The sequence below is a fragment of the Providencia sp. SP181 genome, from assembly GCF_050446505.1.
In the GTDB taxonomy this organism is placed as follows: domain Bacteria; phylum Pseudomonadota; class Gammaproteobacteria; order Enterobacterales; family Enterobacteriaceae; genus Providencia; species Providencia vermicola.
This window is the reverse complement of the sequence record NZ_JBBPXM010000020.1, coordinates 25255-45950: the sequence shown is the minus strand read 5'-3', so window position 1 is coordinate 45950 and position 20696 is coordinate 25255. Positions and strand designations below refer to the sequence as shown.

At 41.9% G+C, this 20696-nt stretch carries 22 protein-coding genes; 2 read left to right on the top strand and 20 right to left on the bottom strand.

The annotated features are described in order from the left end of the window. Window positions 1–282: 282 nt before the first annotated feature. From fre to pepE, 3 genes are all read right to left on the bottom strand, one after another. Window positions 283–984, bottom strand: coding sequence for an NAD(P)H-flavin reductase (gene fre, locus AABS66_RS20150; RefSeq protein ID WP_430225400.1), 702 nt, complete (start codon window positions 982–984; stop codon window positions 283–285). A 10-nt stretch (window positions 985–994) separates the two neighbouring features. Continuing rightward, window positions 995–2467 (bottom strand): 4-hydroxy-3-polyprenylbenzoate decarboxylase, encoded by a 1473-nt coding sequence (gene ubiD / locus AABS66_RS20145; RefSeq protein WP_206086352.1) that lies wholly within the window; start codon window positions 2465–2467, stop codon window positions 995–997. A 112-nt stretch (window positions 2468–2579) separates the two neighbouring features. Next, the gene (pepE, locus tag AABS66_RS20140; protein WP_206086351.1) at window positions 2580–3305 is read right to left on the bottom strand and encodes a dipeptidase PepE; all 726 of its coding nucleotides are present in this window, start codon (window positions 3303–3305) and stop codon (window positions 2580–2582) included. Between the two features lie 163 nt (window positions 3306–3468). Between pepE and rfaH the strand changes: the two genes are divergently transcribed. Then, window positions 3469–3966 carry a transcription/translation regulatory transformer protein RfaH gene (gene rfaH, locus AABS66_RS20135; protein ID WP_206086350.1) on the top strand — a complete coding sequence of 166 codons (498 nt, stop codon included), beginning with the start codon at window positions 3469–3471 and terminating at the stop codon, window positions 3964–3966. Window positions 3967–4043: 77 nt separating this feature from the next. On the opposite strand, the gene tatC is transcribed toward rfaH, so the two are convergent. The 17 genes from tatC to ltnD form a co-directional block, all read right to left on the bottom strand. After that, window positions 4044–4808, bottom strand: a complete 765-nt coding sequence (tatC, locus tag AABS66_RS20130) for a Sec-independent protein translocase subunit TatC (protein ID WP_206086349.1) — start codon at window positions 4806–4808, stop codon at window positions 4044–4046. Window positions 4809–4811: 3 nt separating this feature from the next. Beyond that, window positions 4812–5372, bottom strand: coding sequence for a Sec-independent protein translocase protein TatB (tatB, locus tag AABS66_RS20125; protein ID WP_206086348.1), 561 nt, complete (start codon window positions 5370–5372; stop codon window positions 4812–4814). Window positions 5373–5375: 3 nt separating this feature from the next. Further along, window positions 5376–5657 (bottom strand): twin-arginine translocase TatA/TatE family subunit, encoded by a 282-nt coding sequence (tatA, locus tag AABS66_RS20120; RefSeq protein WP_206086347.1) that lies wholly within the window; start codon window positions 5655–5657, stop codon window positions 5376–5378. A 113-nt stretch (window positions 5658–5770) separates the two neighbouring features. After that, window positions 5771–7405, bottom strand: coding sequence for a ubiquinone biosynthesis regulatory protein kinase UbiB (gene ubiB, locus AABS66_RS20115; protein WP_206086346.1), 1635 nt, complete (start codon window positions 7403–7405; stop codon window positions 5771–5773). Further along, window positions 7392–8045 carry a ubiquinone biosynthesis accessory factor UbiJ gene (locus AABS66_RS20110; protein ID WP_206086345.1) on the bottom strand — a complete coding sequence of 218 codons (654 nt, stop codon included), beginning with the start codon at window positions 8043–8045 and terminating at the stop codon, window positions 7392–7394. The genes ubiB and AABS66_RS20110 overlap by 14 nt, the downstream gene beginning before the upstream one ends. A gap of 1 nt (window position 8046) precedes the next feature. Next, window positions 8047–8802: a bifunctional demethylmenaquinone methyltransferase/2-methoxy-6-polyprenyl-1,4-benzoquinol methylase UbiE gene (gene ubiE / locus AABS66_RS20105; RefSeq protein WP_047756010.1), complete on the bottom strand. Its 756-nt coding sequence runs from the start codon at window positions 8800–8802 to the stop codon at window positions 8047–8049. Between the two features lie 74 nt (window positions 8803–8876). After that, a complete protein-coding gene (rmuC, locus tag AABS66_RS20100) occupies window positions 8877–10232 on the bottom strand; it encodes a DNA recombination protein RmuC (RefSeq protein WP_430225399.1) in 1356 nt (451 codons plus the stop codon). Window positions 10233–10339: 107 nt separating this feature from the next. Then, window positions 10340–10870, bottom strand: coding sequence for a DedA family protein (locus AABS66_RS20095; protein WP_430225398.1), 531 nt, complete (start codon window positions 10868–10870; stop codon window positions 10340–10342). Window positions 10871–11007: 137 nt separating this feature from the next. After that, the gene (locus AABS66_RS20090; RefSeq protein ID WP_272574197.1) at window positions 11008–11790 is read right to left on the bottom strand and encodes a tyrosine-protein phosphatase; all 783 of its coding nucleotides are present in this window, start codon (window positions 11788–11790) and stop codon (window positions 11008–11010) included. Window positions 11791–12065: 275 nt separating this feature from the next. After that, window positions 12066–12824, bottom strand: coding sequence for a uridine phosphorylase (gene udp, locus AABS66_RS20085; protein WP_206086341.1), 759 nt, complete (start codon window positions 12822–12824; stop codon window positions 12066–12068). A 267-nt stretch (window positions 12825–13091) separates the two neighbouring features. Beyond that, on the bottom strand, window positions 13092–14468 hold the full coding sequence (locus tag AABS66_RS20080) for a GntP family permease (RefSeq protein ID WP_004914902.1): 1377 nt from the start codon (window positions 14466–14468) through the stop codon (window positions 13092–13094). Window positions 14469–14478: 10 nt separating this feature from the next. Further along, a complete protein-coding gene (gene denD / locus AABS66_RS20075) occupies window positions 14479–15438 on the bottom strand; it encodes a D-erythronate dehydrogenase (protein WP_206086340.1) in 960 nt (319 codons plus the stop codon). Between the two features lie 62 nt (window positions 15439–15500). Then, the gene (locus AABS66_RS20070; protein WP_206086339.1) at window positions 15501–16268 is read right to left on the bottom strand and encodes a DeoR/GlpR family DNA-binding transcription regulator; all 768 of its coding nucleotides are present in this window, start codon (window positions 16266–16268) and stop codon (window positions 15501–15503) included. 12 nt (window positions 16269–16280) lie between these two features. Further along, the gene (gene otnI, locus AABS66_RS20065) at window positions 16281–17060 is read right to left on the bottom strand and encodes a 2-oxo-tetronate isomerase (RefSeq protein WP_206086338.1); all 780 of its coding nucleotides are present in this window, start codon (window positions 17058–17060) and stop codon (window positions 16281–16283) included. A gap of 11 nt (window positions 17061–17071) precedes the next feature. Continuing rightward, the gene (locus AABS66_RS20060; protein ID WP_206086337.1) at window positions 17072–17713 is read right to left on the bottom strand and encodes an aldolase; all 642 of its coding nucleotides are present in this window, start codon (window positions 17711–17713) and stop codon (window positions 17072–17074) included. Continuing rightward, window positions 17706–18983, bottom strand: a complete 1278-nt coding sequence (otnK, locus tag AABS66_RS20055) for a 3-oxo-tetronate kinase (RefSeq protein WP_206086336.1) — start codon at window positions 18981–18983, stop codon at window positions 17706–17708. Before otnK ends, AABS66_RS20060 begins: the two co-directional genes overlap by 8 nt. Then, on the bottom strand, window positions 18980–19888 hold the full coding sequence (gene ltnD, locus AABS66_RS20050; protein WP_272539568.1) for an L-threonate dehydrogenase: 909 nt from the start codon (window positions 19886–19888) through the stop codon (window positions 18980–18982). The genes otnK and ltnD overlap by 4 nt, the downstream gene beginning before the upstream one ends. A gap of 384 nt (window positions 19889–20272) precedes the next feature. On the opposite strand from ltnD, the gene AABS66_RS20045 reads away from it, so the two are divergent. Then, a complete protein-coding gene (locus tag AABS66_RS20045) occupies window positions 20273–20662 on the top strand; it encodes a YidB family protein (protein ID WP_206086334.1) in 390 nt (129 codons plus the stop codon). Window positions 20663–20696: the final 34 nt, after the last annotated feature.

Sequence of the window (20696 nt, the reverse complement as noted above, 5' to 3'; positions counted from 1 at the left end):
CCTTTTTTGCCAAATACCCGTGAGTCGTCTGCCATAATTTCGACTAATAGTTGGCGACAAAAAATTATTTCAAAGCGTTTTAACCTTGAAATGACTGTAAGAACTAAGTGAAGTCCCCCTGCAATCTGCAACACTGCCATATTAAATAATATACCAATGCAGGTTTACCCCTCATAGTTCAGATTATAGATAGATAGCGAGCAAAGATATTCCTAGGAGCGTAGATAACTACATGACTAGGGGAGCTAAGTGAAGCCCCCCTACAATTTGAAATATGGCCGGTTAAATAAATTCGTAGGCATCACCAAACAAGCGTTCAACTTTAGCTCCACGCTCATTACAAAAACGATCCCTCGCGCTTTTCGCCATCTCAAAACGACCTGCAATATAAATGTCATGTTCTGAAAGGTCGCCAAAATCCTCTAATACTGCGCTAAGAACTGTCCCTGTACGGCCTCGCCATAATTCATCGGGTTGTTCAACAACAGGAACGACTTTTAGACTAGTGTATTTTTCACTCAGCGCCTGAAGTTCACCAAGATCATACAAATGCTCTAATTGACGCCCACCCCAATAGAAGGTGATATCCCGTTGAGGGTTTTCAGCTAAAGCGGCAAGTAATATTGAATGGGTATAAGAGAACCCCGTTCCCCCCGCAATTAAAATCATTGGGCTTTGACTGTCTTCACGAAACCAGGCTTTGCCATGGGGAATATCGATATCGATGCGTTGTTGATCTAAAATCCTATCCATCACCGCCATGGCATATAAATTAATTTCAGAGGCACCAATATGCAGCTCGATTGTGCCTTTGGTGCAGACTGTGGATGCCATTGAAAATGGTCGTTTATCTCGCTCATCCATCACAACCATCAAATATTGACCAGCTTTAAAATGAAAGGGACCATCTGGCAACAAAATAACCCGATAAACCGTATCCGTGATTGATTCGACAGATGTGACTTTACAGCTTAAAGTTGCCATGCTTTCCCTCTTATTTTTCAAAAATTTTCAATTGTTCCCAGATATCATCAATGCGAGATTTAACGCTTTCCGTCATGACAATTGGGCGGCCCCATTCACGGTCTGTTTCACCTGGCCATTTGTTTGTCGCATCAAGCCCCATTTTTGAACCTAAACCAGACACAGGGGAAGCAAAATCAAGATAATCTATTGGGGTATTTTCCATCATAACCGTATCTCTAGCAGGGTCCATACGCGTTGTAATAGCCCAAATAACATCCTTCCAGTCACGTGCATTGATATCATCATCGCAAACAATAACAAATTTAGTGTACATGAACTGACGCAGGTATGACCAGACCCCCATCATGACTCTTTTTGCATGCCCTGCATATTGCTTTTTCATTGTTACAACCGCTAAACGGTATGAACACCCTTCGGGGGGGAGATAAAAGTCGACAATTTCAGGAAATTGTTTTTGCAAAATTGGCACTAAAACCTCGTTTAGTGCTTCACCAAGTACCGCTGGCTCATCAGGTGGGCGGCCAGTATATGTTGAGTGATAGATAGCATCACGGCGTTGAGTAACATGGGTGACTGTGAACACAGGGAAGTTATCTATTTCATTGTAATAACCCGTATGATCGCCATAAGGTCCTTCTGGCGCCATCTCACCAGGTTCAATATAGCCTTCAAGGATAATTTCAGCACCAGCAGGTACTTCAAGATCATTGGAAATACACTTAACCACTTCCGTTTTATTACCGCGTAATAAACCCGCAAAAGCGTATTCAGATAGCGTGTCTGGCACAGGAGTAACTGCGCCTAAAATCGTTGCTGGATCAGCACCCAATGCAACAGCTACAGGAAACTTTTCCCCTGGATGTGCTTGGCACCATTCTTGGAAGTCTAATGCACCACCACGATGAGACAACCAGCGCATGATCACTTTATTTTTACCAAGGACTTGCTGACGATAAATACCGAGGTTTTGACGCTCTTTGTGTGGCCCTTTAGTGACAGTCAACCCCCACGTAATAAGTGGTGCGGCATCTTCTGGCCAACAATGCATAACTGGAATTTTAGTTAGATCAACATCTTCACCCGCCCAAATTTGTTCCTGACACGGAGCTGAGCTTAAGCGCTTAGCAGGCATATTCAAAACTTGTTTGAATTTAGGTAACTTATCGAATAAGTCACGGAAACCCTTCGGAGGATCGGGCTCTTTTAAGAATGCGAGTAGCTTGCCAACATCATGCAAGGCTTTAATGTCTTCTTGCCCCATTCCCATTGCAACCCGCTTGGTTGTCCCAAACAAATTACATAGAACAGGCATATTGTAACCTTTTGGATTTTCAAATAATAAGGCCGGTCCCCCTGCTCTTAGGGTGCGATCTGCAATTTCAGTCATCTCCAAATAGGGATCGACTTCCATTGTAATGCGTTTTAACTCGCCTTGCTTTTCCAGCTGCGCGATAAAATCTCTAAGGTCACGATATTTCATTATCTTCTTTTACTATTACAGAGGGAGTCTCATTATAAGACGTCCGGCCAAGGTTACAAGTTACTGTCTAAATCATTTAAAAATCAATATTTTTCTGGTTAAGTATACCATTTTACTGGCAATCAAAAGGGACTAATTTTTCTAATAATAATGTATCGAACTGCTCTGGGAATGTTTTGTTGTGCTGAAATAATTTAAAACCTTCATTCTTACCACTAAAATAATGGAGTTCATTCCCTTTAATTTGCAAACCGCTACCTTCTCGAAGCGCAACAACCACTTCATGTGGGTTAATTACGCAAAACTCTTGTAGTCTTTCATCACGTGTTTCCCCCATATGCCCAGAAATATGTGCATCAATGTAATGTGGGTTAATTTGTAATGGGAAGAGCCCCAAAGATGGCATAATAGCTGCATTACTCACAGGCATATCATTGGTTGTGCGAATACTTGGTGTTGCTACATTACAACCTGCACTCCAACCAATGTATGGAACACCACGCTCTCTGACCGCACGTTGAATCGCCACAATCAAACCATTTTCATGTAGGCACTTGTTTAACCACCAAGTATTACCACCGCTAACCAGAATACACTCTGCTTGTTCAATGGCTTCAACTGGGCTAGAAAAATGCTCTATAGTCGTTACTTTAATGCCTAGTGCTTCTGAAAGTTGTTCTGCACGCTCATCATGAGATCCACGGAGAACAGCATATGGAACGAGAACAGCTGATTTGATATTTTTACGGGTAAGTGTTTCTTTAATTCGAGGTAAAGCATAGCTTAACCAAACTGAGTTTCCTGGTAATTTACCATTACTCAACAAAAAGATATCCATTGTGTCTCCTACAAACTTAGGTTCTATATTACAGTGTTCATAAGCCGCAGCTTGATGATTTTAACTTACGGATATGAATAATATTGTGCAGAGGTTCATTAGTCACATTGTTCTGTCGTAATTTGTTATCATAAACATATTATTGTCATACGAGATTCAAAAAATGGAAAAATGGTACCTGCTTTATTGCAAACGAGGCCAAATTGAACGTGCTATTGAGCATCTAAATAGACAGAACGTGCTCTGTATGACTCCCATGACTGAGATGGAAAAAATTGTTAGGGGTAAAAGGACAACGGTGCAAGAAGCATTATTTCCGAATTACTTATTTGTAAAGTTTGATCATAACGAAATTCATACTACGACGATTCAATCCACTCGGGGTGTTAGCCATTTTATTCGTTTTGGCCAATTACCGACTGAAGTACCAGAAGAAGTGATTGAGTTATTACAGCTGACTCCAATTACCCATATGGTTGCACCAGACCTTCCAAAATCAGGCGATAAAGTGACAATTACAGAGGGTATTTTTGCAGGAATTCAAGCTATCTTTGATGAGCCTAATGGAGAGTATCGTTCAATTCTTCTATTGAATATTTTAAACAAAAATGTCCCAAAAGTGCTCGAAAATACGCAATTCAAAAAATCACCTGAGCTGTAATTCAAGACAATAAAAAGCCCATCATTAATGGGCGTTTTATTGTCAGTAAAATCAGGAGCTCGATGCATCTATTAAGGTTAAGATTCTTCTTTTTCATCTTCCTCTTCTTCTTGACGCTTCCTTCCTTTACCTACGTAGAAATTAGAAAGTAAAACACCAAGCTCAAAGAGCAAGTACATGGGCACTGCAAGTAGCGTTTGAGATAATACATCTGGAGGCGTTAAGAACATCCCGACGATAAATGCCCCTACAAGAATGTATGGACGTTTACGCTTAAGTGCCTCAGGGGTAGTGACCCCAGTCCAACACAGTAAGATAATGGCAATAGGCACCTCAAAAGCCGCACCAAACGCCATAAACAAAGTCATAACGAAACTAAGGTACTTACTGATATCAGGAATGAAGTTAACGCTATCTGGCGTTGTTTTAACAAAGAAGCCAAATGCTAGTGGGAAGACAACAAAATAAGCAAATGCCATTCCAAGATAAAATAAAAAGCTACTTGAAACCAGCAGAGGTAACATCAATTTACGCTCATGCTTATAGAGTGCTGGTGCAATAAATGCCCAGATTTGATAAAGAATAACAGGTATCGATACAAAAACCGAGACCATCATTGTCAATTTAATCGGGGTAAAAAATGTTGATGCCACATCAGTCGCACTCATTTGCGAACCCACTGGCAGCTTATCAATCAAAGGGGCCGCAACGAGACGGTAGATATCATTTGAAAAATAAGCAAGTGCAGCGAAGACAATTAAAACTGTTATTAAACAGTTTAATAGCCGTTTGCGAAGTTCAATGAGGTGGCTAATAAGTGGTTGTGTATCATTTACAGCCATGTGTTATTTTTCACTTTCGGTTTGATTCGAGTTTTTAGCTTTAGTATCTTGCGAGTCTGTTGTTGCTAAAGCGACTGGCTCATCAGTTTTTGCTGGTTCCTCAGTTTCAACTTCCTCAACAACAGCAGCCATTTTAGCCGCATACTCAGGATCTGGATCCGATTCTTGCGTCTGTTCAGCGCTGTTTTTCGCATCTTTGACAGCTGTATCATAGCTATCAGTGATTTCTTTAGCTTTATTTAACTCTGTTTCAATATCATTAGTTGTTGCTTGATAGCCACTTTTCAGTGACTGAGCTGCTGTCCGCAGTTCTTCCATAGACTGCTTCAGTTCAGGAGACAGCGCTTCTAGATTAGCTTTCTCCTCAACTTTTTTCAGCGTTTCTTGCAATTCCTGTAATTTCAGCTCTTGCGATAACTCATTTTGTACATTAGCAGCCATTGAGCGCATGGTACGAATCCACCCAGCAACGGTTCTCACCGCCACAGGTAAGCGCTCAGGCCCTAATACAACAAGACCGATGACAGCAACAAGCAACAGTTCACTAAAACCTATGTCAAACACGGTTTAACCCTGCTCTTTGTTTTTGCTCTCAACTGGGCTTTCTTTTTTCTCTGCAGCCTGTTGTTCCGTAATATTTTTAGTCGCAAAATCAGCATCTTGCTTTTCTTGTTCTACTTTCGCTTTTTCATCATCACTCATCGCTTTTTTAAAGCCTTTGAGTGATTCACCTAAATCAGAACCTAAAGAACGTAATTTTTTGGTGCCGAAAATTAAAATAATAAGCAAAGCAATAATAATGAGTTGCCAAGGACTACCAAAAGCAGCCATTGCAATAGTTGATTCCATTGTTAATACCTCTATAGTTTTGGGATCAATTGTTATTAGGTCTATTATATACAACCAACACAAAATACGGAAATGTTCACAGCCTTATAAACTTGTCGCAAAACAAAGTTTACTTAATTTTCGCCTGTTTTACACCAACCAAACAACCACGATAAAGCACCAGCAGCCATAAACACTGCGGAAAGACGCGTTAAATCGGAAATAAAGAATAAACTGCCACAGAGGATAAATGTAGCTCCTATTCCTAATAGGTATTGCGATTTTCGCTGTTTATTTCGCTGACCTTTCAACTGCTGTGCAAGTTGTTCAATGTTTGACTGCAAGTACTTGTGTTGTTTCAGGGCACCATAAATTAAATCTGGTAGCTCAGGCATTTTTTCAGCCCAATAAGGTGCTTTTTCTTTCAATGCTTGTGTAATTGCAGGTAAGCCAACTTGGCTATGCACCCAATCCTCTAAAAATGGTTTTGCTGTTTTCCATAAATCCAACTGAGGGTATAGCTGCCGACCAAGACCTTCCACATACAATAATGTTTTTTGCAATAGTACTAACTGAGGTTGCACTTCCATATTAAAACGGCGCGCCGTATTAAATAAATTCAGTAGTACATGCCCGAAAGAGATTTCGGCTAATGGCTTTTCAAAGATAGGTTCGCATACTGTACGAATGGCGAATTCAAAATCCTCCACATTAGTATCTTGGGGAACCCAACCAGAATCGACGTGAAGCTCCGCAACTTTACGGTAATCACGATTAAAAAATGCAATAAAGTTTTCAGCTAAATAGCGCTTATCTTCTTTATTTAATGAGCCGACGATACCACAGTCAATACCAATATACAGAGGGTCTTCTGGGTGCTCATAACTGACAAAAATATTCCCAGGATGCATATCCGCATGGAAAAAGCTATCGCGAAACACTTGAGTGAAAAAGACCTTTACACCGCGCTCAGCCAACAGCTTCATATTGGTTCCCTGCGCTTTGAGTGTCGCAATATCTGATACAGGGATCCCATAGATACGTTCCATTACCATGACATTTTCACGGCAATAGTCTGGATAAACTTCAGGGATATACAGCATAGAGCTGTTTTCAAAGTTACGTCGCAGTTGAATAGCATTCGCCGACTCGCGTAAAAGGTTCAGCTCATCAATTAATGTTTTTTCATATTCACGAACCACTTCTTTTGGACGCAAACGGCGCCCATCAGGTAATAACGGCACCCAATTTGCGATACGGTACATGAGCTTAATATCCGCTTTGATAATAGGTAAAATATCTGGGCGAATAACCTTGATAACAACATCTTTGCCGTTTTCTTTTAAAATAGCCGTATGAACTTGAGCGATAGACGCGGATGCGAGTGCTTGCTCATCAAAATGATCAAACCATTGCTCCAGAGGCCCACCTAAAGAAGCCTCAATATAACCACGTGCTAATTTACCATCGAAGCTGGCAACTTTGTCTTGTAGTAAAGAGAGTTGGTCTGCGATTGCAGGTGGAAAGAGATCTCGGCGAGTCGATAACATCTGGCCAAATTTAATCCAAACGGGGCCTAATTCTTGTAATGCAAGACGTAATCTTTCACCAAGTTCTTTATCTTTGTGCTGATTCCTAATCCAAAAAAAACCCAAGCGACCAATACGAAGTGGCAACGTAAGTTTAATTTTGGGGATTAACTCATCTAATCCGTAAGAGAGAAAAACCCGAATAATGAAGTAAAGTCGTTTTAATTCACCGGGTGTCATTCTTCTCCTCCAGTTGGCTTAGCCGTTGTTCCAGCGTACTCATTGAGCTCTCAATTTGCTCAACCTCATCACTAAAATGCACGAGTTCAAGTTGGCTTGGCGCCATTTTCCACTCTTCAATCAGGGCATCTTTAACATAGGTCTTTTGGCGTTTAACCAAATGAGTTACAAGGCAAACACCTTTATTTAGCAGCTTGCTCAACCCTTCCGCTGCTACATCGCCGATATACGGTGATAAATAGTGAGCTGGATTCCAAATCGCTAAATCGAGCAAAGAAGACCAATGTTGGACAATCTGCATATCCCCTTCAATCACGATATCACCGTGATTAATCAATTGAGATAATTGTTGTTTGTCTTTCAACTTCACTAAAGTGAACAGCGACGTTTTAATTGTACAATCTGCCGCTTCAGTCCATTCGCTCAGTACATCAACATGATTTTCCGCAAAAATCAGGGTCAGTGTTTTATTAAGCTCTTTTAACTCAATGGACATCACCTTACCCGCCAAACGCATCCTAGCAGGCTGCAGAACTTTCTCTTTAAACAGCATATGATTAAGAGAGGTTTCCATCATTGCTGTTATTAAAGAATACAAAACCGTATGTTGGATTTCGGTATGTGCTGATGCCGCTTCCATCTTAGAATTTAAACCCTTTGTGCAGTGCAACAATACCACCGGTCATATTTGTATAAGACACTTGTTCAAAACCGGCATTTTCCATCATCCCTTTCAAAGTTTCTTGATTTGGGTGCATACGGATTGATTCTGCTAAGTAACGATAACTATCTGGATCGTTGACAATAGCCTGCCCAATACGCGGTAAAATATGGAATGAATATGCGTCATAAGCTTTATTCAGTGGCTCAATAACGGGTTTTGAAAATTCTAAGACCAGCAAGCGACCGCCTGGTTTTAGCACACGAAACATTGAACGCAGTGCTTTGTCTTTATCGGTAACGTTCCGCAAGCCAAAAGAAATGGTAATACAATCAAAATAGTTATCTGGGAATGGTAGTTCTTCTGCGTTAGCTTGAACATAATTAACATTTCCCACAATGCCGAGGTCACGTAATTTTTCACGCCCCATTTTCAGCATGGAATCGTTAATATCTGCCAGAATGACTTCCCCTTTTTCACCCACCAAGCGTGAAAATTTTGCGGTTAAGTCCCCTGTTCCACCCGCAAGATCCAGTACACGCTGATTACGGCGCACACCGCTTGCTTCAATCGTGAAGCGTTTCCAGATACGATGAATACCGAATGACATCAGGTCATTCATTAAGTCATATTTTGATGCTACAGAGTGAAAAACATTCGCTACTAAGCCAGCTTTATCCTCTTTGCCGACAGTGCGGAAACCAAAATCAATGGTTTCTTTCGTTGGTTCAGTCATTTCTCTTATGCCTGCTTATCATTCAAACTTTGTAGGAAGTGTAACAGCCTTTGAGGTAAAACCCTATTAGAAGTCTACGATTCAGCACAATTAGGTGAATCTGACCGCTCTACAAGTTGAGGCTCAATAGGTTGTTTTATCTCTACCCCAAGCTCCTTAAAACTTTCCGCTTGGCTAATCAAATTACCCCGCCCTTGAGCAAGGCGTTTCATCGCCGAATGGTAAGTATTATTCGCTTTATCAAGGCTGGTGCCTAAAACCTGCATATCATCCACAAATAAACGCAGCTTGTCGTACATTTTTGCTGCCTTATCTGCAATTTCTTGGGCATTTTGCCCTTGTCGCTCATAACGCCATATATTATTAATTGTTCGAACCGCCACTAGCAAGGTGGATGGACAAACTAACATAATATTTTGCTTTATTCCTTCATCGAGTAGCTCAGGGGCTTCTTTCAAAGCCAGCAAATAGGCTGGCTCAATAGGAATAAACATTAAAACGTAATCCAGTGAACGAATTCCTGGTAACTGATGATAATCCTTTCGGCTCAGCATTCGCATATGATTACGAATGGAAGCAACGTGGTTTTTTAATGCTTGTTGCTGCTCATGAGGGTCTTCACTATTGAAATAGTGCTCGTAAGACACTAATGACATTTTGGCATCGACAACCACATCTTTACCTTCAGGAAGGTGGATAATGACATCAGGTTGATAGCGGCTATTATAACCCGTATTAATACTGACTTGGGTTTCAAATTCGCAGCCTTCGCGCAAACCGGAAACTTCTAAGATACGGGTTAAAATAGTTTCTCCCCAATTACCCTGTATCTTGTTATCCCCTTTCAGCGCACGCGTTAGATTAACGGCCTCTTTGGTCATCTGATTGTTGAGCTGCTGCAACTGCCTAATTTCATAGGCCAATGTATGCCTTTCTTTCGCTTCTTCACCAAAACTTTGTTGAACTTGTTGGCGAAAACCATCTAATTGCTCACGAAAAGGCGATAGCATTGCGAGTAAGCTTTTTTGCTGCTGTTCTGAAGCACGACGCTCATTTTGTTCAAAAATACGATTCGCTAAATTTTCGAACTGAGTCGTTAAGCGTTGCTCACTGTTCTGTAAAATGCGTTGTTTTTCTTCGTTAGCAAGCTGATTTTGCTCTAACCGTGTGATGACTTCGCGTAATTCGGCCTCTTGTTCCCGGTTAATGTCACGTTGTGTACGAAGCTCTTGATCAAGCCTGTCATACTCCTCTTTCCACTGAGCAAGATGCACATTTTTTTCATCGCTGGCTGCAAGTTGTCGGTAAGCCTGTTGTAGCTCTTGATCTTTGTGCGCGATTTTTTGGGCAATAGAAAACCACGTCGCTAAACCACCGACTAAAATGCCACTCAACGCACCAATAACGGCATATAAAAGAGAGGTATCCACGATTAAATCCTTACTTTACAAAATCTAGTGTAAGGTAATGGGATACTGTATAAGTGTCCAGAGGTAATTTCATTTGCCGCCGTTTATTTGCGAGCCGCTTCGCAAGCCTAGCCTATCCAACTCGCAAACCATTTAAGACCAAGGGCTCCTGGGGCGAGTATGCCAAACGCCCAGATCATCGCAGAGGCAATATTGGCAAGTTGGAAATGGCGTTGAGGCATCGCACAGATCCCTGCAACCAAAGGGACGACAGCCCTCAATGGCCCGAAGAAACGGCCAAAAAAGATCCCCCAAATTCCCCATCGATCAAAAAAAACTTGCCCTTTATCAATCACTTGCGGATTACGGGAAATCGGCCACATCTTGCGTACGTTTTCTTTGTAATGAAAACCAAACCAGTAAGAAAGCCAATCGCCAAAAAAGGCCCCTAACGCAGCAGCCAACCAAATAGGCCAAAAAACAATATTGCTTTCACCAATCAAAGCGCCAAGCGCAAGCAGTATCACTGTTGCAGGTAAAAGAAGTGATAAGAAAGCGAGAGATTCACCAAAGGCGAGAAAGAAAATAATGGGTAGCGCCCATACTTCATGTTCACGAGTAAAATCCGTCACAACGGTCACGATTTCATTGAGCGTCACGGTACATTCCTTCCATCAATGGTTAGATGTATTACAGTAGCGAAAAACATATAAATCAAGATTAAACAGGACAATAAATTCAGCTGAGTTATGTGCTCATACCTTTATTCACACAACATCAGCCAAAGTAACATCTATTATTCGAGGAAGTGTTGCTGTAAGTCTTCACGTTGTTTCAGCCCTAAGCCAAAATCGGTTTCCAACCACTTATTCACATTACCATACTGTTTTTCAATGCTTTTTAAGGCTGTTTGTAGGAACTCTTCACGGACAGAATACACATACTCAAACTTTTTCACGATGCTATCACTCATGGTTTTTGCGTGTTCTTCCAGTAAGTGCTTACGATATGGCGCTAATGTTTCGTTAGTGAGTAAATAGTCTTCCATTACCGTTTCAAGATCAGCACCTAAAGCAAATAAAACCAACGCCGAGCCGACACCAGTGCGGTCTTTCCCGACGGCACAGTGCTGAACAATCCCCCCTTTTTCGGGTTGCTGTAGCATGTTCACCAATTGATGATATGCGGGGTTATTCAACGGTAATAATTCATACAAACGAAACATAAAGGCTTGTGGATCAAACTGTTCCAATATTTCTGGCGTGAGCTTATCTAAGTTTGCTGTCACTTCTTTGGCGAGCGGGTTTGCCGGAGCATGGACATAATGTGCACCTGGCCAAACAACATCAGGCTTAGCAATGATTTCAACTTCGTCACGATAATCAATAATTTGGAAAAGATTTTGTGATTGTAAAACCGACTCATCATCCTGAGTTAAGCGATCTAATGCCCCTGAACGGAACAGCACGCCAGGTTTGATTTTATTGCCATTTGATAGTTTTTTCCCACCTAAATCGCGGAAATTAATCCCCCCTTTCAGTGGAAGGACGGAAGGGTGAAGGTAAGGTGTTGTTGACATAATGATTCCTTTTTGCCCACAGCACACGTCTAAGTTGCAAATAAAGAAGATGCAACCCAAACGATTAAAGGGCACATAATATTGATAATTGTTTTTATGACAATAACAGATCTAATGAATAAGAGGATCACGTTATTTTCTGGAAATTCATTACAAACTGTTAAAAACTTGGCAGGATTATGATTCAAATAAATAATTTGAAGGGCAAACTAAGCCCGCCTATTGCCTTTCCACAACCGAGTGAATTTTAAATAGGCGAGCCAGTAAATCATTGATTACAGTAAACGACGTGCCGCTTCAACAACAATACTCAGCACATTACCTTCTGTTTTCTTCAGTAATGCTTCATTTGGGATTTCTTGTTGTGTACGATTAACAATCACCCCTGCAACCATACCTGCACGTAAGCCTTTGCTGCTTGAGCACATGGTCAGTAACGTTGCTGATTCCATTTCATAGTTCATAACGCCCATGTCTTGCCACTCTTTCATTGAGCCTCTGAAATGGCGCATTACACGACCAGTATAGGTATCATAACGCTCTTGGCCTGGGTAGAAAGTATCTGAAGAGGCTGTTACACCAACATGAACCGTTGCACCCGCATCTTTTGCCGCTGCAAATAATGCATTAGTACAATCAAAATCCGCCACTGCTGGGTATTCAAGTGGCGCAAAGTGCTGGCTCGCACCATCTAAGCGTACTGCACCTGTGGTGACTAATACATCACCCACATTAATATCTTCTTGGATTGCACCAGTTGTACCAATACGTAGGAAAGTACGGATACCTAATTGCGCGAGTTCTTCAACTGCAATAGAGGTAGATGGGCCACCAATACCTGTTGAGCAAACAATAACAGCTTTACCATCGAGCTCACCACGCCACGAAGTATACTCACGTAATGACGCAAGGTGTACAGGGTTATCCATCAGACGTGCAATTTTTTCAACACGGTTAGGATCCCCAGGAACAATCGCTACGGTTGCACCCTGTAAGTCACTTTTCTTTAAACCTAAGTGGAAAACGTCAGACATATCAAACTCCTTTACACAATGGCATCATTGAATTAATTAGCTACTATTAATATAGCGATAAGCACAAGTTAATTTAGTGACGAGTATCTCTTTTAATGAAAACATCATCATTTTATTTTCAATAAAACGTGATTTTAATCACAAAATAAAGGTGCCATATTGAGAATCTGTTTAAGATGCAATCAGTATAGATGAATGTACCTGATTATCGAAAAAAAGCGCCTGTAAAGGCGCTTTGGATTGGCAGGTAAAGCTTAAAGTACAATTTTAGAGAATTACATCAAGGACAAGGACGCCAACTAAACCAATCGCCCACGCTATTGTTGTAGGTATAGACCAAACGATCATTTGTTGTTTTACGTCTTTAATCCCCATCATTCTGTTCACAACCCAATATAGGCTGTCGTTGAAATAACCGAAGAACAGAGACCCCATTGTTGCCGCTTGCGCCGCAACCAATAAGTTAATATCGGGTATTTGGCTGATGATTGGTGCAGATATGGATGCTGCTGTGATCATCGCTACCGTGCCAGACCCTTGAATTAAGCGCACTAATGTCGCGATAATAAAAGGAATTAGTACAGGTGTAATTGGTAAGTTTGCAACGTGCTCAGCAAGAATATTACCTGTCCCACTATCACGTAATACTGCGCCTAACGCACCACCAGCACCTGTCACTAACAAGATAATCCCAGCGGCTTGTAAGCCTTCTTCCATACGGTCGATGACTTCTTCTTTTGTTGCTTTTGGCATTAATGTGTATACCGATATCAACACACTAATTGATAAAGCAATAATTGGCGCACCTAAGAATTCAAATGTCTGAAAATACCAATTGCTTTCCATTCCTTGGAATGATTCAGTTTTTAAAATCAAGCCATTAATTGCATTGATAAAAATCAACAAGATTGGCGTGATAATCGGTAGTAAAGATAAAAATAAGCTTGGTAATGGTTTGTTTGCTTTTTCTTCCATGTAACGTGCATGAACTTCTTTCAGATCTTCACTGCCCGTTTCATCTGGCATAAACTCAGGATATTTAGTTCCTAACCATTTTGCATAAAAAACAATTCCGATTACACAAGGAATAGCGAGGCTCATTCCAGCCAGGATCATCGCCCCAACATCGACACCAAAAATACCAGCAACGCCTAAAGGGCCTGGTGTCGGAGGAACTGTATGGTGCGTAACAACTAAACCACCAGCCAGTGCAACACCTAAGGTTAATATGCTGCGCTTACCATTTTTCGCCAGCGCTTTTGCCAATGGATATAAAATGACGAAAGCGGAGTCAACGAAGATAGGGATACTGACAATATAGCCCGTAATTGCCAGTGCCCACTCCTCACGTTTTTTCCCTAACCATTTGATAAAGCTATAGGCGATTTGTTCAGCAGCACCTGAAACTTCAAGCACCCTTCCCATCATTACCCCGAGTCCGATAACAATACCGATGCTACCAAGTGTTGACCCAAAGCCTTTTGTAATGACTGTCACTGTCTCCGCTGCTGTTAAACCACCAGAAACACCCGCAATTGCCGCGGCAATGAGCATTGCCAATAACGCATGAACGCGCGTTCGTAATACGAGAAAAATCAGAACGAATATGGCCACCGCGAGGCCAATAACAGGAATATAGGACATAGGCTATCTCCTAATTAGACGAGCCGTGGTGGGTGATAAACGAACGGATCGCATCACCAAACGAGCCATCTGCACGGAAACCTAAATCCAATGCACGGCTAATATCAAATTTGCCTGGCCAACTCGCCACAATGCGATTAATGGCTTCATCGGGCTCAAAACGGATAAGATCAACCGTTTCTTGACCTGCAACATCACGCAATGCGTCAATCATTCCCTGAACCGTGACGGTGATGCCTGGCAAATTCACTGTCCGTGACTGGCCAAATTTTTCCGCAGGAATACTCACCGCATGAATAAAATTGTTAATCACCGTTTCTGGGCTTGATAACCATAATGCTAAGTCAGGTGAAACTGGACAAACGCTCTCAATACCATTTAATGGCTCACGAATGATGCCACTGGCAAATGAAGAAGCGGCTTTGTTTGGTACTCCAGGGCGAATACTAATTGTTGGCAAACGCATAACCCGTCCATCTATATAGCCTTTACGGGAGTAGTCATTCACCATTAACTCACACATCGCTTTTTGCGCGCCATAAGACGACTGTGGGTTCACAACACACAGATCAGTGATCACATCAGGTAATTGCCCACCAAAAACAGCTAATGAGCTGGTGAACATAAATTTAATTGCAGGGTTCTTCTCACGAGCAGCTTCCAATAATTGGCGCGTTGCTTCGAAGTTGACTTTCATGCCTAGGTCAAAATCGCTTTCAGCATGGCTGCTCACAATAGCTGCAAGGTGGAAAACCACATCCGTTTGCGCATCAATCAGTTCATTAGCTGCGCCAGTCTGGGTTAAATCCAACGCGACACAGGTCACTCTCGCATCTTCAACTGGCGATGTAGGGCACTGAATATCGGCTAAAACAAGGTGGTCAAATTTTAAACCCTGGCTATTTTTAAGCAAAGCAGCGGCTAGCTGCTGGCCCAGAAAGCCTGCGCCACCAGTAATAATAACTTTCATTGTAATTCTCCTTGCTATAGCCTTTTTCTGGCTATGCAGTTCTAGGTAAGATTATTTATGTTTTATGTCTTTATTAAATGAAGTTTTATGTTTTGTTCTGTTATCCGTTGCACCACATCGATGGGTAATCGATCATCACAAACAATGTCGTGCAACTGATTTAGAGGGCAAACACGGAACATGCCATACTTGCCAAATTTGCTACTATCTGAAACCAACACACAGCGTCGGCTTACATCTAGTAGCGTTTGTTTTATCTGTACTTTTTCCTCATGAGGTGTTGAAACACCATGTTGCAAATCCCATGAGCTGGTACTGATAAACGCAATATCCACATTCAAGGTTTGCAACATCATCGCGGCGGTATTCCCAACGCAAGAATGATTGCGTTTGTCCACTTGCCCACCTGTGTGGTAAAGGTTGAGCTGCGATTTATCCATCAAATACTGCATGATAGAAAAATCATTAGTGACAATCGTTAAATTAAAGCGTTCACCAAGGACACGAGCGATTTCAAATGTTGTCGTCCCCGCATCGAGGTACACAACTTGCCCATCCTCAACTAACGAACTGGCAAACTGGCCAATTTCACGCTTATGACGGTGATGCAATCGCGCCTTTTCACTCCAAGGTAGTTCTTGACGCAACACATCATTTAACTTAACGCCACCACTGATACTGAGCACCTTCCCTTCTTCTTCTAGCATCCGAATATCACGTCGTACGGTCATATGAGAGACATTCATAAGCTCAACTAAGTCACTGATCGACACAGTTTGGCGCTCATGTACGTAACGGTAAATAAAATCACGACGCTCAGAAGGGAGCATAGGTTCTCCTAATTATGAATCTGCTTGTTTAAGCCAGCCTAACCCATCTTCGGTACGGCCTGCAGGATGATATTCACATCCTAACCAGCCGTCATAACCCATTTCATCCAATTGTTTGAAAATCCAAGGGTAATTCACTTCGCCACTATCGGGTTCATGACGGTAAGGGACTGACGCTATCTGAATATGACTAAATTTACCCCATAAACGTTCGATTGTTTTCAATAAATCACCCTCCATAATTTGGCAGTGATATAAATCCAACTGGATAAATACGTTTTCACGATTAATTTCAGGTAATAATGCTTCAGCTTGCTTTTGAGTCGTTAAAAAATACCCAGGCATATCACGGGTATTGATTGGCTCAATCAGTACACGGATCCCATGCTCCGCCATCACATCCGCAGCATGTTGAATATTTTTGATGAAACACGCTTTTTGCTGTTCTAATGTGACGTTTTCATTCACTTTCCCCGCCATTGCATGCACTTGTTTACAACCCAATGCTTTCGCGTATGTCAGAGCCGTTTGTACACCTTCGGCAAATTCAGCCTCACGACCTGGAAGAGATGCCATGCCACGCTCGCCCGCAGCCCAGTTACCTGCAGGCATATTGAACAATGCCTGCGTTAAATTGTGTTTTTTCAGTTCATTCGCAATTAAATTGGCATCTTCTTCATAAGGAAAAAGATATTCAACGCCTTTAAAACCTGCATTCGCTGCACTTTCAAAACGTTGCATAAAAGGCACTTCGTTAAACATCATGCTGAGATTTGCTGCAAACTTAGCCATTTTTTGCCTCCTTACTTTTGTGGATAACGACTCTCGAGCAACTCGACTTGCTCTTGCGTTAATGTCGTGAAACCGTGTGGGCGCAATGTGATATATAAGCGAGCTGTATCTTCTAGCTCTTCTGCATTAAAAAATGCTTGTCTTAGTGTTTTTCCACCCACCACAGGTCCATGGTTAGATAGCAATACCGCATTATGCGTCGGTGCTAATTTCGCAATTTCCTCACCAATTCGGTCGTCCCCTGGCGGCAAATACTCAATCAATGGCAGTTTCCCCACACGCATGACGTAATAAGGCGTAATCGGGGGCAAGCAATTTGCGGTATCTAACCCAGCTAAGCACGAGAGCGCAGTAAGCCACGGAGAGTGTAAGTGAACAACAGCTTGGCAATCAGGACGTTGCTGATACATTGCCATATGCATAGACACTTCTTTTGTTGGCTTATCACCATCAATCCAATTTCCATCGGCATCTAGCTTACTCAGTTTATTTGGATCTAAATCCCCAAAACTGGAATTTGTTGGTGTAACAATAATGCAGCCATCAGGTAGCCTAGCGCTTATATTTCCTGCTCCACCGCTGCTATATCCACGGTTAAACATTGACTTAGCCCAATCGACTAACTCTTGACGCAGCGCCTTTTCATCACTCATTAAACATCTCCTGTGCGAACTGGAAGAAATTTTCTTGGCCAAAGTTGCCTGATTTCAATGCTAACCAGTTTCCGCTTGCTAAATCTTGTACCCAAGGAACGCCTGGGGCGATCGGTGAACCAATACTTAATTGCTCGATACCAAGGCTTTGAACGACTTTGCCCGACGTTTCACCACCCGCGATAATAAACGTGTTAAACCCTTGCGATTGAAGTTCCTTCACCACTTCACCAAATACGTTTTCTACTGCACTGCTCGACGCTACAGCGCCATATTTTTCTTGTGTTTTCTTTAATAATTCAGGTGGCTGAGTCGCATATAGTAATGGTGCTAAACCTGTCGATTGCTGCTCTTGAACCCAAACTGCCAATGATTTTGCATACGCTGGGTTATTTAAGCACTCTCCAACATCCAACGCTTTTGCAGGCGCAATTTGCTGATAAGCTTGTACTTGCTTGTTTGTCATAACAGAGCAACTACCTGACAAAATGACTGTTTTCCGAGCTAAGCCAGTCGGTTTTTCCCCTCTGGTGGTGTTACCACCCCACACACATTGGCTATCAATGTTTGCCAGTGCAGCGCCTAAACCAGAGCCGCCAGTGAGTAATGGCATTGTTTTCACTGCACTCGCGATGGGTAATAAATCATCCATGGTGATCGCATCGACAACCGCATAACTCATGCCTTGTTCAGCAAACGCCGCTAGCTGTGCACTTATCGTGTCGTGACCCTGCTGTACCTCTACCAGTGAAATTAAGCCCGCTTTCCCTTTCGACTGTTTCTCCATAACGCGCAATAAATTTGCATCCGTCATTGGTGTCACAGGATGATGTTGCATCCCACTTTCGTTAAGCAACTGACCATTAACAAATAAATGGCCATGAACAACAGTTCTGCCATTGATGGGTAATGCAGGGCAAACTAAGGCTAAATCCGTCCCCAATTGTGCCATTAATGCATCAGTCACAGGACCGATGTTGCCTTTTTCTGTCGAGTCAAACGTCGAACAGTATTTAAAGAATATTTGCTGGCACTGCGCTTTTTGTTTTAGCCAGTTACACGCATTGATTGAAGCACTCACTGCTTCATCAACAGGACACGAGCGACTTTTTAAACTGACAACAATCGCATCAACATCATGAGGTACAACGGTATTTTCATCAGGTTCGTTCAATAGTTGAACGACCTTCCAGCCGTTTTGTACCATAAAGCCCGCAATATCGGTCGCACCGGTAAAATCATCGGCGATTACGCCTAACTTCACTGTCATGCTTTTTTCTCCGGTAAAGTAATTCCTTTAAATGTTTTAATCACTGCGCTGTCATCTTGCAGACCAAAGCCTTCGTTACTCGCAGAAATAAACATTTGATGGGCAGTCGCGGCGAGAGGAAGCGGGAAGTTTAACGCTTTCCCCGTTTCCATCACTAAGCCTAAATCTTTCACAAAAATATCAACGGATGATTTTGGTGTGTAATCCCCGTCTAATACGTGCTGCATACGGTTTTCGAACATCCAAGAATTCCCTGCCGCATGCGTGACAATGTCATACATCACATCAAGGTCGATACCCGCTTTTGATGCTAGCGCCATACTTTCTGCTGCTACAGCGATATGTACACCCGCGAGTAATTGATGGATGGTTTTTACCGTTGACCCTAAGCCAACCTCATCACCAACACGATAGAGACGCTCAGAAATGGCATCAAAGACAGGTGATAACCTTTCAAATAAAACGGGTTCACCAGAAGCCATTATGGTGAGTTTGCCTTCAGCCGCTTTAATCGCACCACCTGAAATAGGTGCGTCCACCAATGATAATTGGTAACTTGCAAGGCGTTTTGCAATTTGTTTAGTTTGCTCAGCAGCTAAAGTGCTGTGTAAGACAATGATTGTCCCTGGGTGTAGTTGTTCAACAAGTGGCTTATCCCCAGAAAATAAAATAGCTTCAACTTGGCGGCCATTAACAACCACGAGCAATAACGCCTCTATTTCCTGGGCAAATTCAGCGGCATTTTGCCCTACAGCTTTTGCCCCAACACGAAGTAAGTTTTGACAAGCTTCTTGGTTTAAATCAAATCCATAGGTTGGAATATTCTTTTTTATTAGAGATTGTGCAATGCCCATCCCCATGGAACCAAGGCCAATAACGCCAATATTATTAACGAAATTTCCCATAATGACCCCTGATGTTGTTAATCTTCGTGACTGTTGTGAATTTTCACACAACAAAATTCACAAACACATGACCAACATCACATTGCCAATAATATAAAAAACAATCAATTTAGATGTAACCTATTGATATAGAACAAATAAATAAATTCACACCTCATGAGAGTCATTCACACAAATGTGTGATAAAAAATGTGACATCGGTTGTGCTTATTTACATCCTCCATAAGCTCAATCACATCACCTTGTTATATCGGGTTATCTTAAATGCATCATTTTCATTGACCTGAAAAATAAATTAATCAAAATAGCCGACTACAATTTTTCAAATAATGCTCCATACTATGAGTGAGAGCATCAAGTGACATGTTACCTAGGAGTCAAAAAATGGGGCTATTCGATCAAATGTTAGGGATGGTTGCAGGTGATAAAATGCAACAATTTCAATCCGTTATTAATTGGATTGAAAACCAAGGTGGCCTTTCTGGTGTCGTTGATAAATTTAACGAACAAGGATTAGGTGGCATTATTACGTCGTGGATTAGCGAAGGGGCGAATTTACCGATTGATGGAAGCCAATTAATGCAAGTGTTTGGCAATGTTAATCTTCAAGAGTTGGCTCAATCTGTGGGCTTAGATACACAATCAACATCAGATTTAGTGGCTAAATATCTGCCCCAACTGGTTGATAGTGCAACACCAAATGGTGAGCTTCCTGAAAACCTCGATTTGGCTTCTATTGGTATGAATCTGTTGAAATCCAAATTATTTGGTTAACCCGTTAACCAATCTGTATACGCAAAAAGGCAGG

Bases quoted from the DNA above. Each gene is read 5' to 3' on its own strand.
- ubiE (WP_047756010.1), bottom strand. From the start codon at position 8,802: ATGACTGAACCAACGAAAGAAACCATTGATTTTGGTTTCCGCACTGTC.
- rfaH (WP_206086350.1), top strand. From the start codon at position 3,469: ATGGAAAAATGGTACCTGCTTTATTGCAAACGAGGCCAAATTGAACGT.
- pepE (WP_206086351.1), bottom strand. From the start codon at position 3,305: ATGGATATCTTTTTGTTGAGTAATGGTAAATTACCAGGAAACTCAGTT.
- denD (WP_206086340.1), bottom strand. From the start codon at position 15,438: ATGAAAGTTATTATTACTGGTGGCGCAGGCTTTCTGGGCCAGCAGCTA.
- fre (WP_430225400.1), bottom strand. From the start codon at position 984: ATGGCAACTTTAAGCTGTAAAGTCACATCTGTCGAATCAATCACGGAT.
- ltnD (WP_272539568.1), bottom strand. From the start codon at position 19,888: ATGGGAAATTTCGTTAATAATATTGGCGTTATTGGCCTTGGTTCCATG.
- ubiD (WP_206086352.1), bottom strand. From the start codon at position 2,467: ATGAAATATCGTGACCTTAGAGATTTTATCGCGCAGCTGGAAAAGCAA.
- AABS66_RS20090 (WP_272574197.1), bottom strand. From the start codon at position 11,790: ATGTCAACAACACCTTACCTTCACCCTTCCGTCCTTCCACTGAAAGGG.
- AABS66_RS20060 (WP_206086337.1), bottom strand. From the start codon at position 17,713: ATGAGTGATGAAAAGGCGCTGCGTCAAGAGTTAGTCGATTGGGCTAAG.
- ubiB (WP_206086346.1), bottom strand. From the start codon at position 7,405: ATGACACCCGGTGAATTAAAACGACTTTACTTCATTATTCGGGTTTTT.
- tatA (WP_206086347.1), bottom strand. From the start codon at position 5,657: ATGGAATCAACTATTGCAATGGCTGCTTTTGGTAGTCCTTGGCAACTC.
- tatC (WP_206086349.1), bottom strand. From the start codon at position 4,808: ATGGCTGTAAATGATACACAACCACTTATTAGCCACCTCATTGAACTT.
- AABS66_RS20070 (WP_206086339.1), bottom strand. From the start codon at position 16,268: ATGCTCCCTTCTGAGCGTCGTGATTTTATTTACCGTTACGTACATGAG.
- AABS66_RS20045 (WP_206086334.1), top strand. From the start codon at position 20,273: ATGGGGCTATTCGATCAAATGTTAGGGATGGTTGCAGGTGATAAAATG.
- AABS66_RS20080 (WP_004914902.1), bottom strand. From the start codon at position 14,468: ATGTCCTATATTCCTGTTATTGGCCTCGCGGTGGCCATATTCGTTCTG.
- otnI (WP_206086338.1), bottom strand. From the start codon at position 17,060: ATGGCTAAGTTTGCAGCAAATCTCAGCATGATGTTTAACGAAGTGCCT.
- udp (WP_206086341.1), bottom strand. From the start codon at position 12,824: ATGTCTGACGTTTTCCACTTAGGTTTAAAGAAAAGTGACTTACAGGGT.
- otnK (WP_206086336.1), bottom strand. From the start codon at position 18,983: ATGACAGTGAAGTTAGGCGTAATCGCCGATGATTTTACCGGTGCGACC.
- AABS66_RS20110 (WP_206086345.1), bottom strand. From the start codon at position 8,045: ATGGAAGCGGCATCAGCACATACCGAAATCCAACATACGGTTTTGTAT.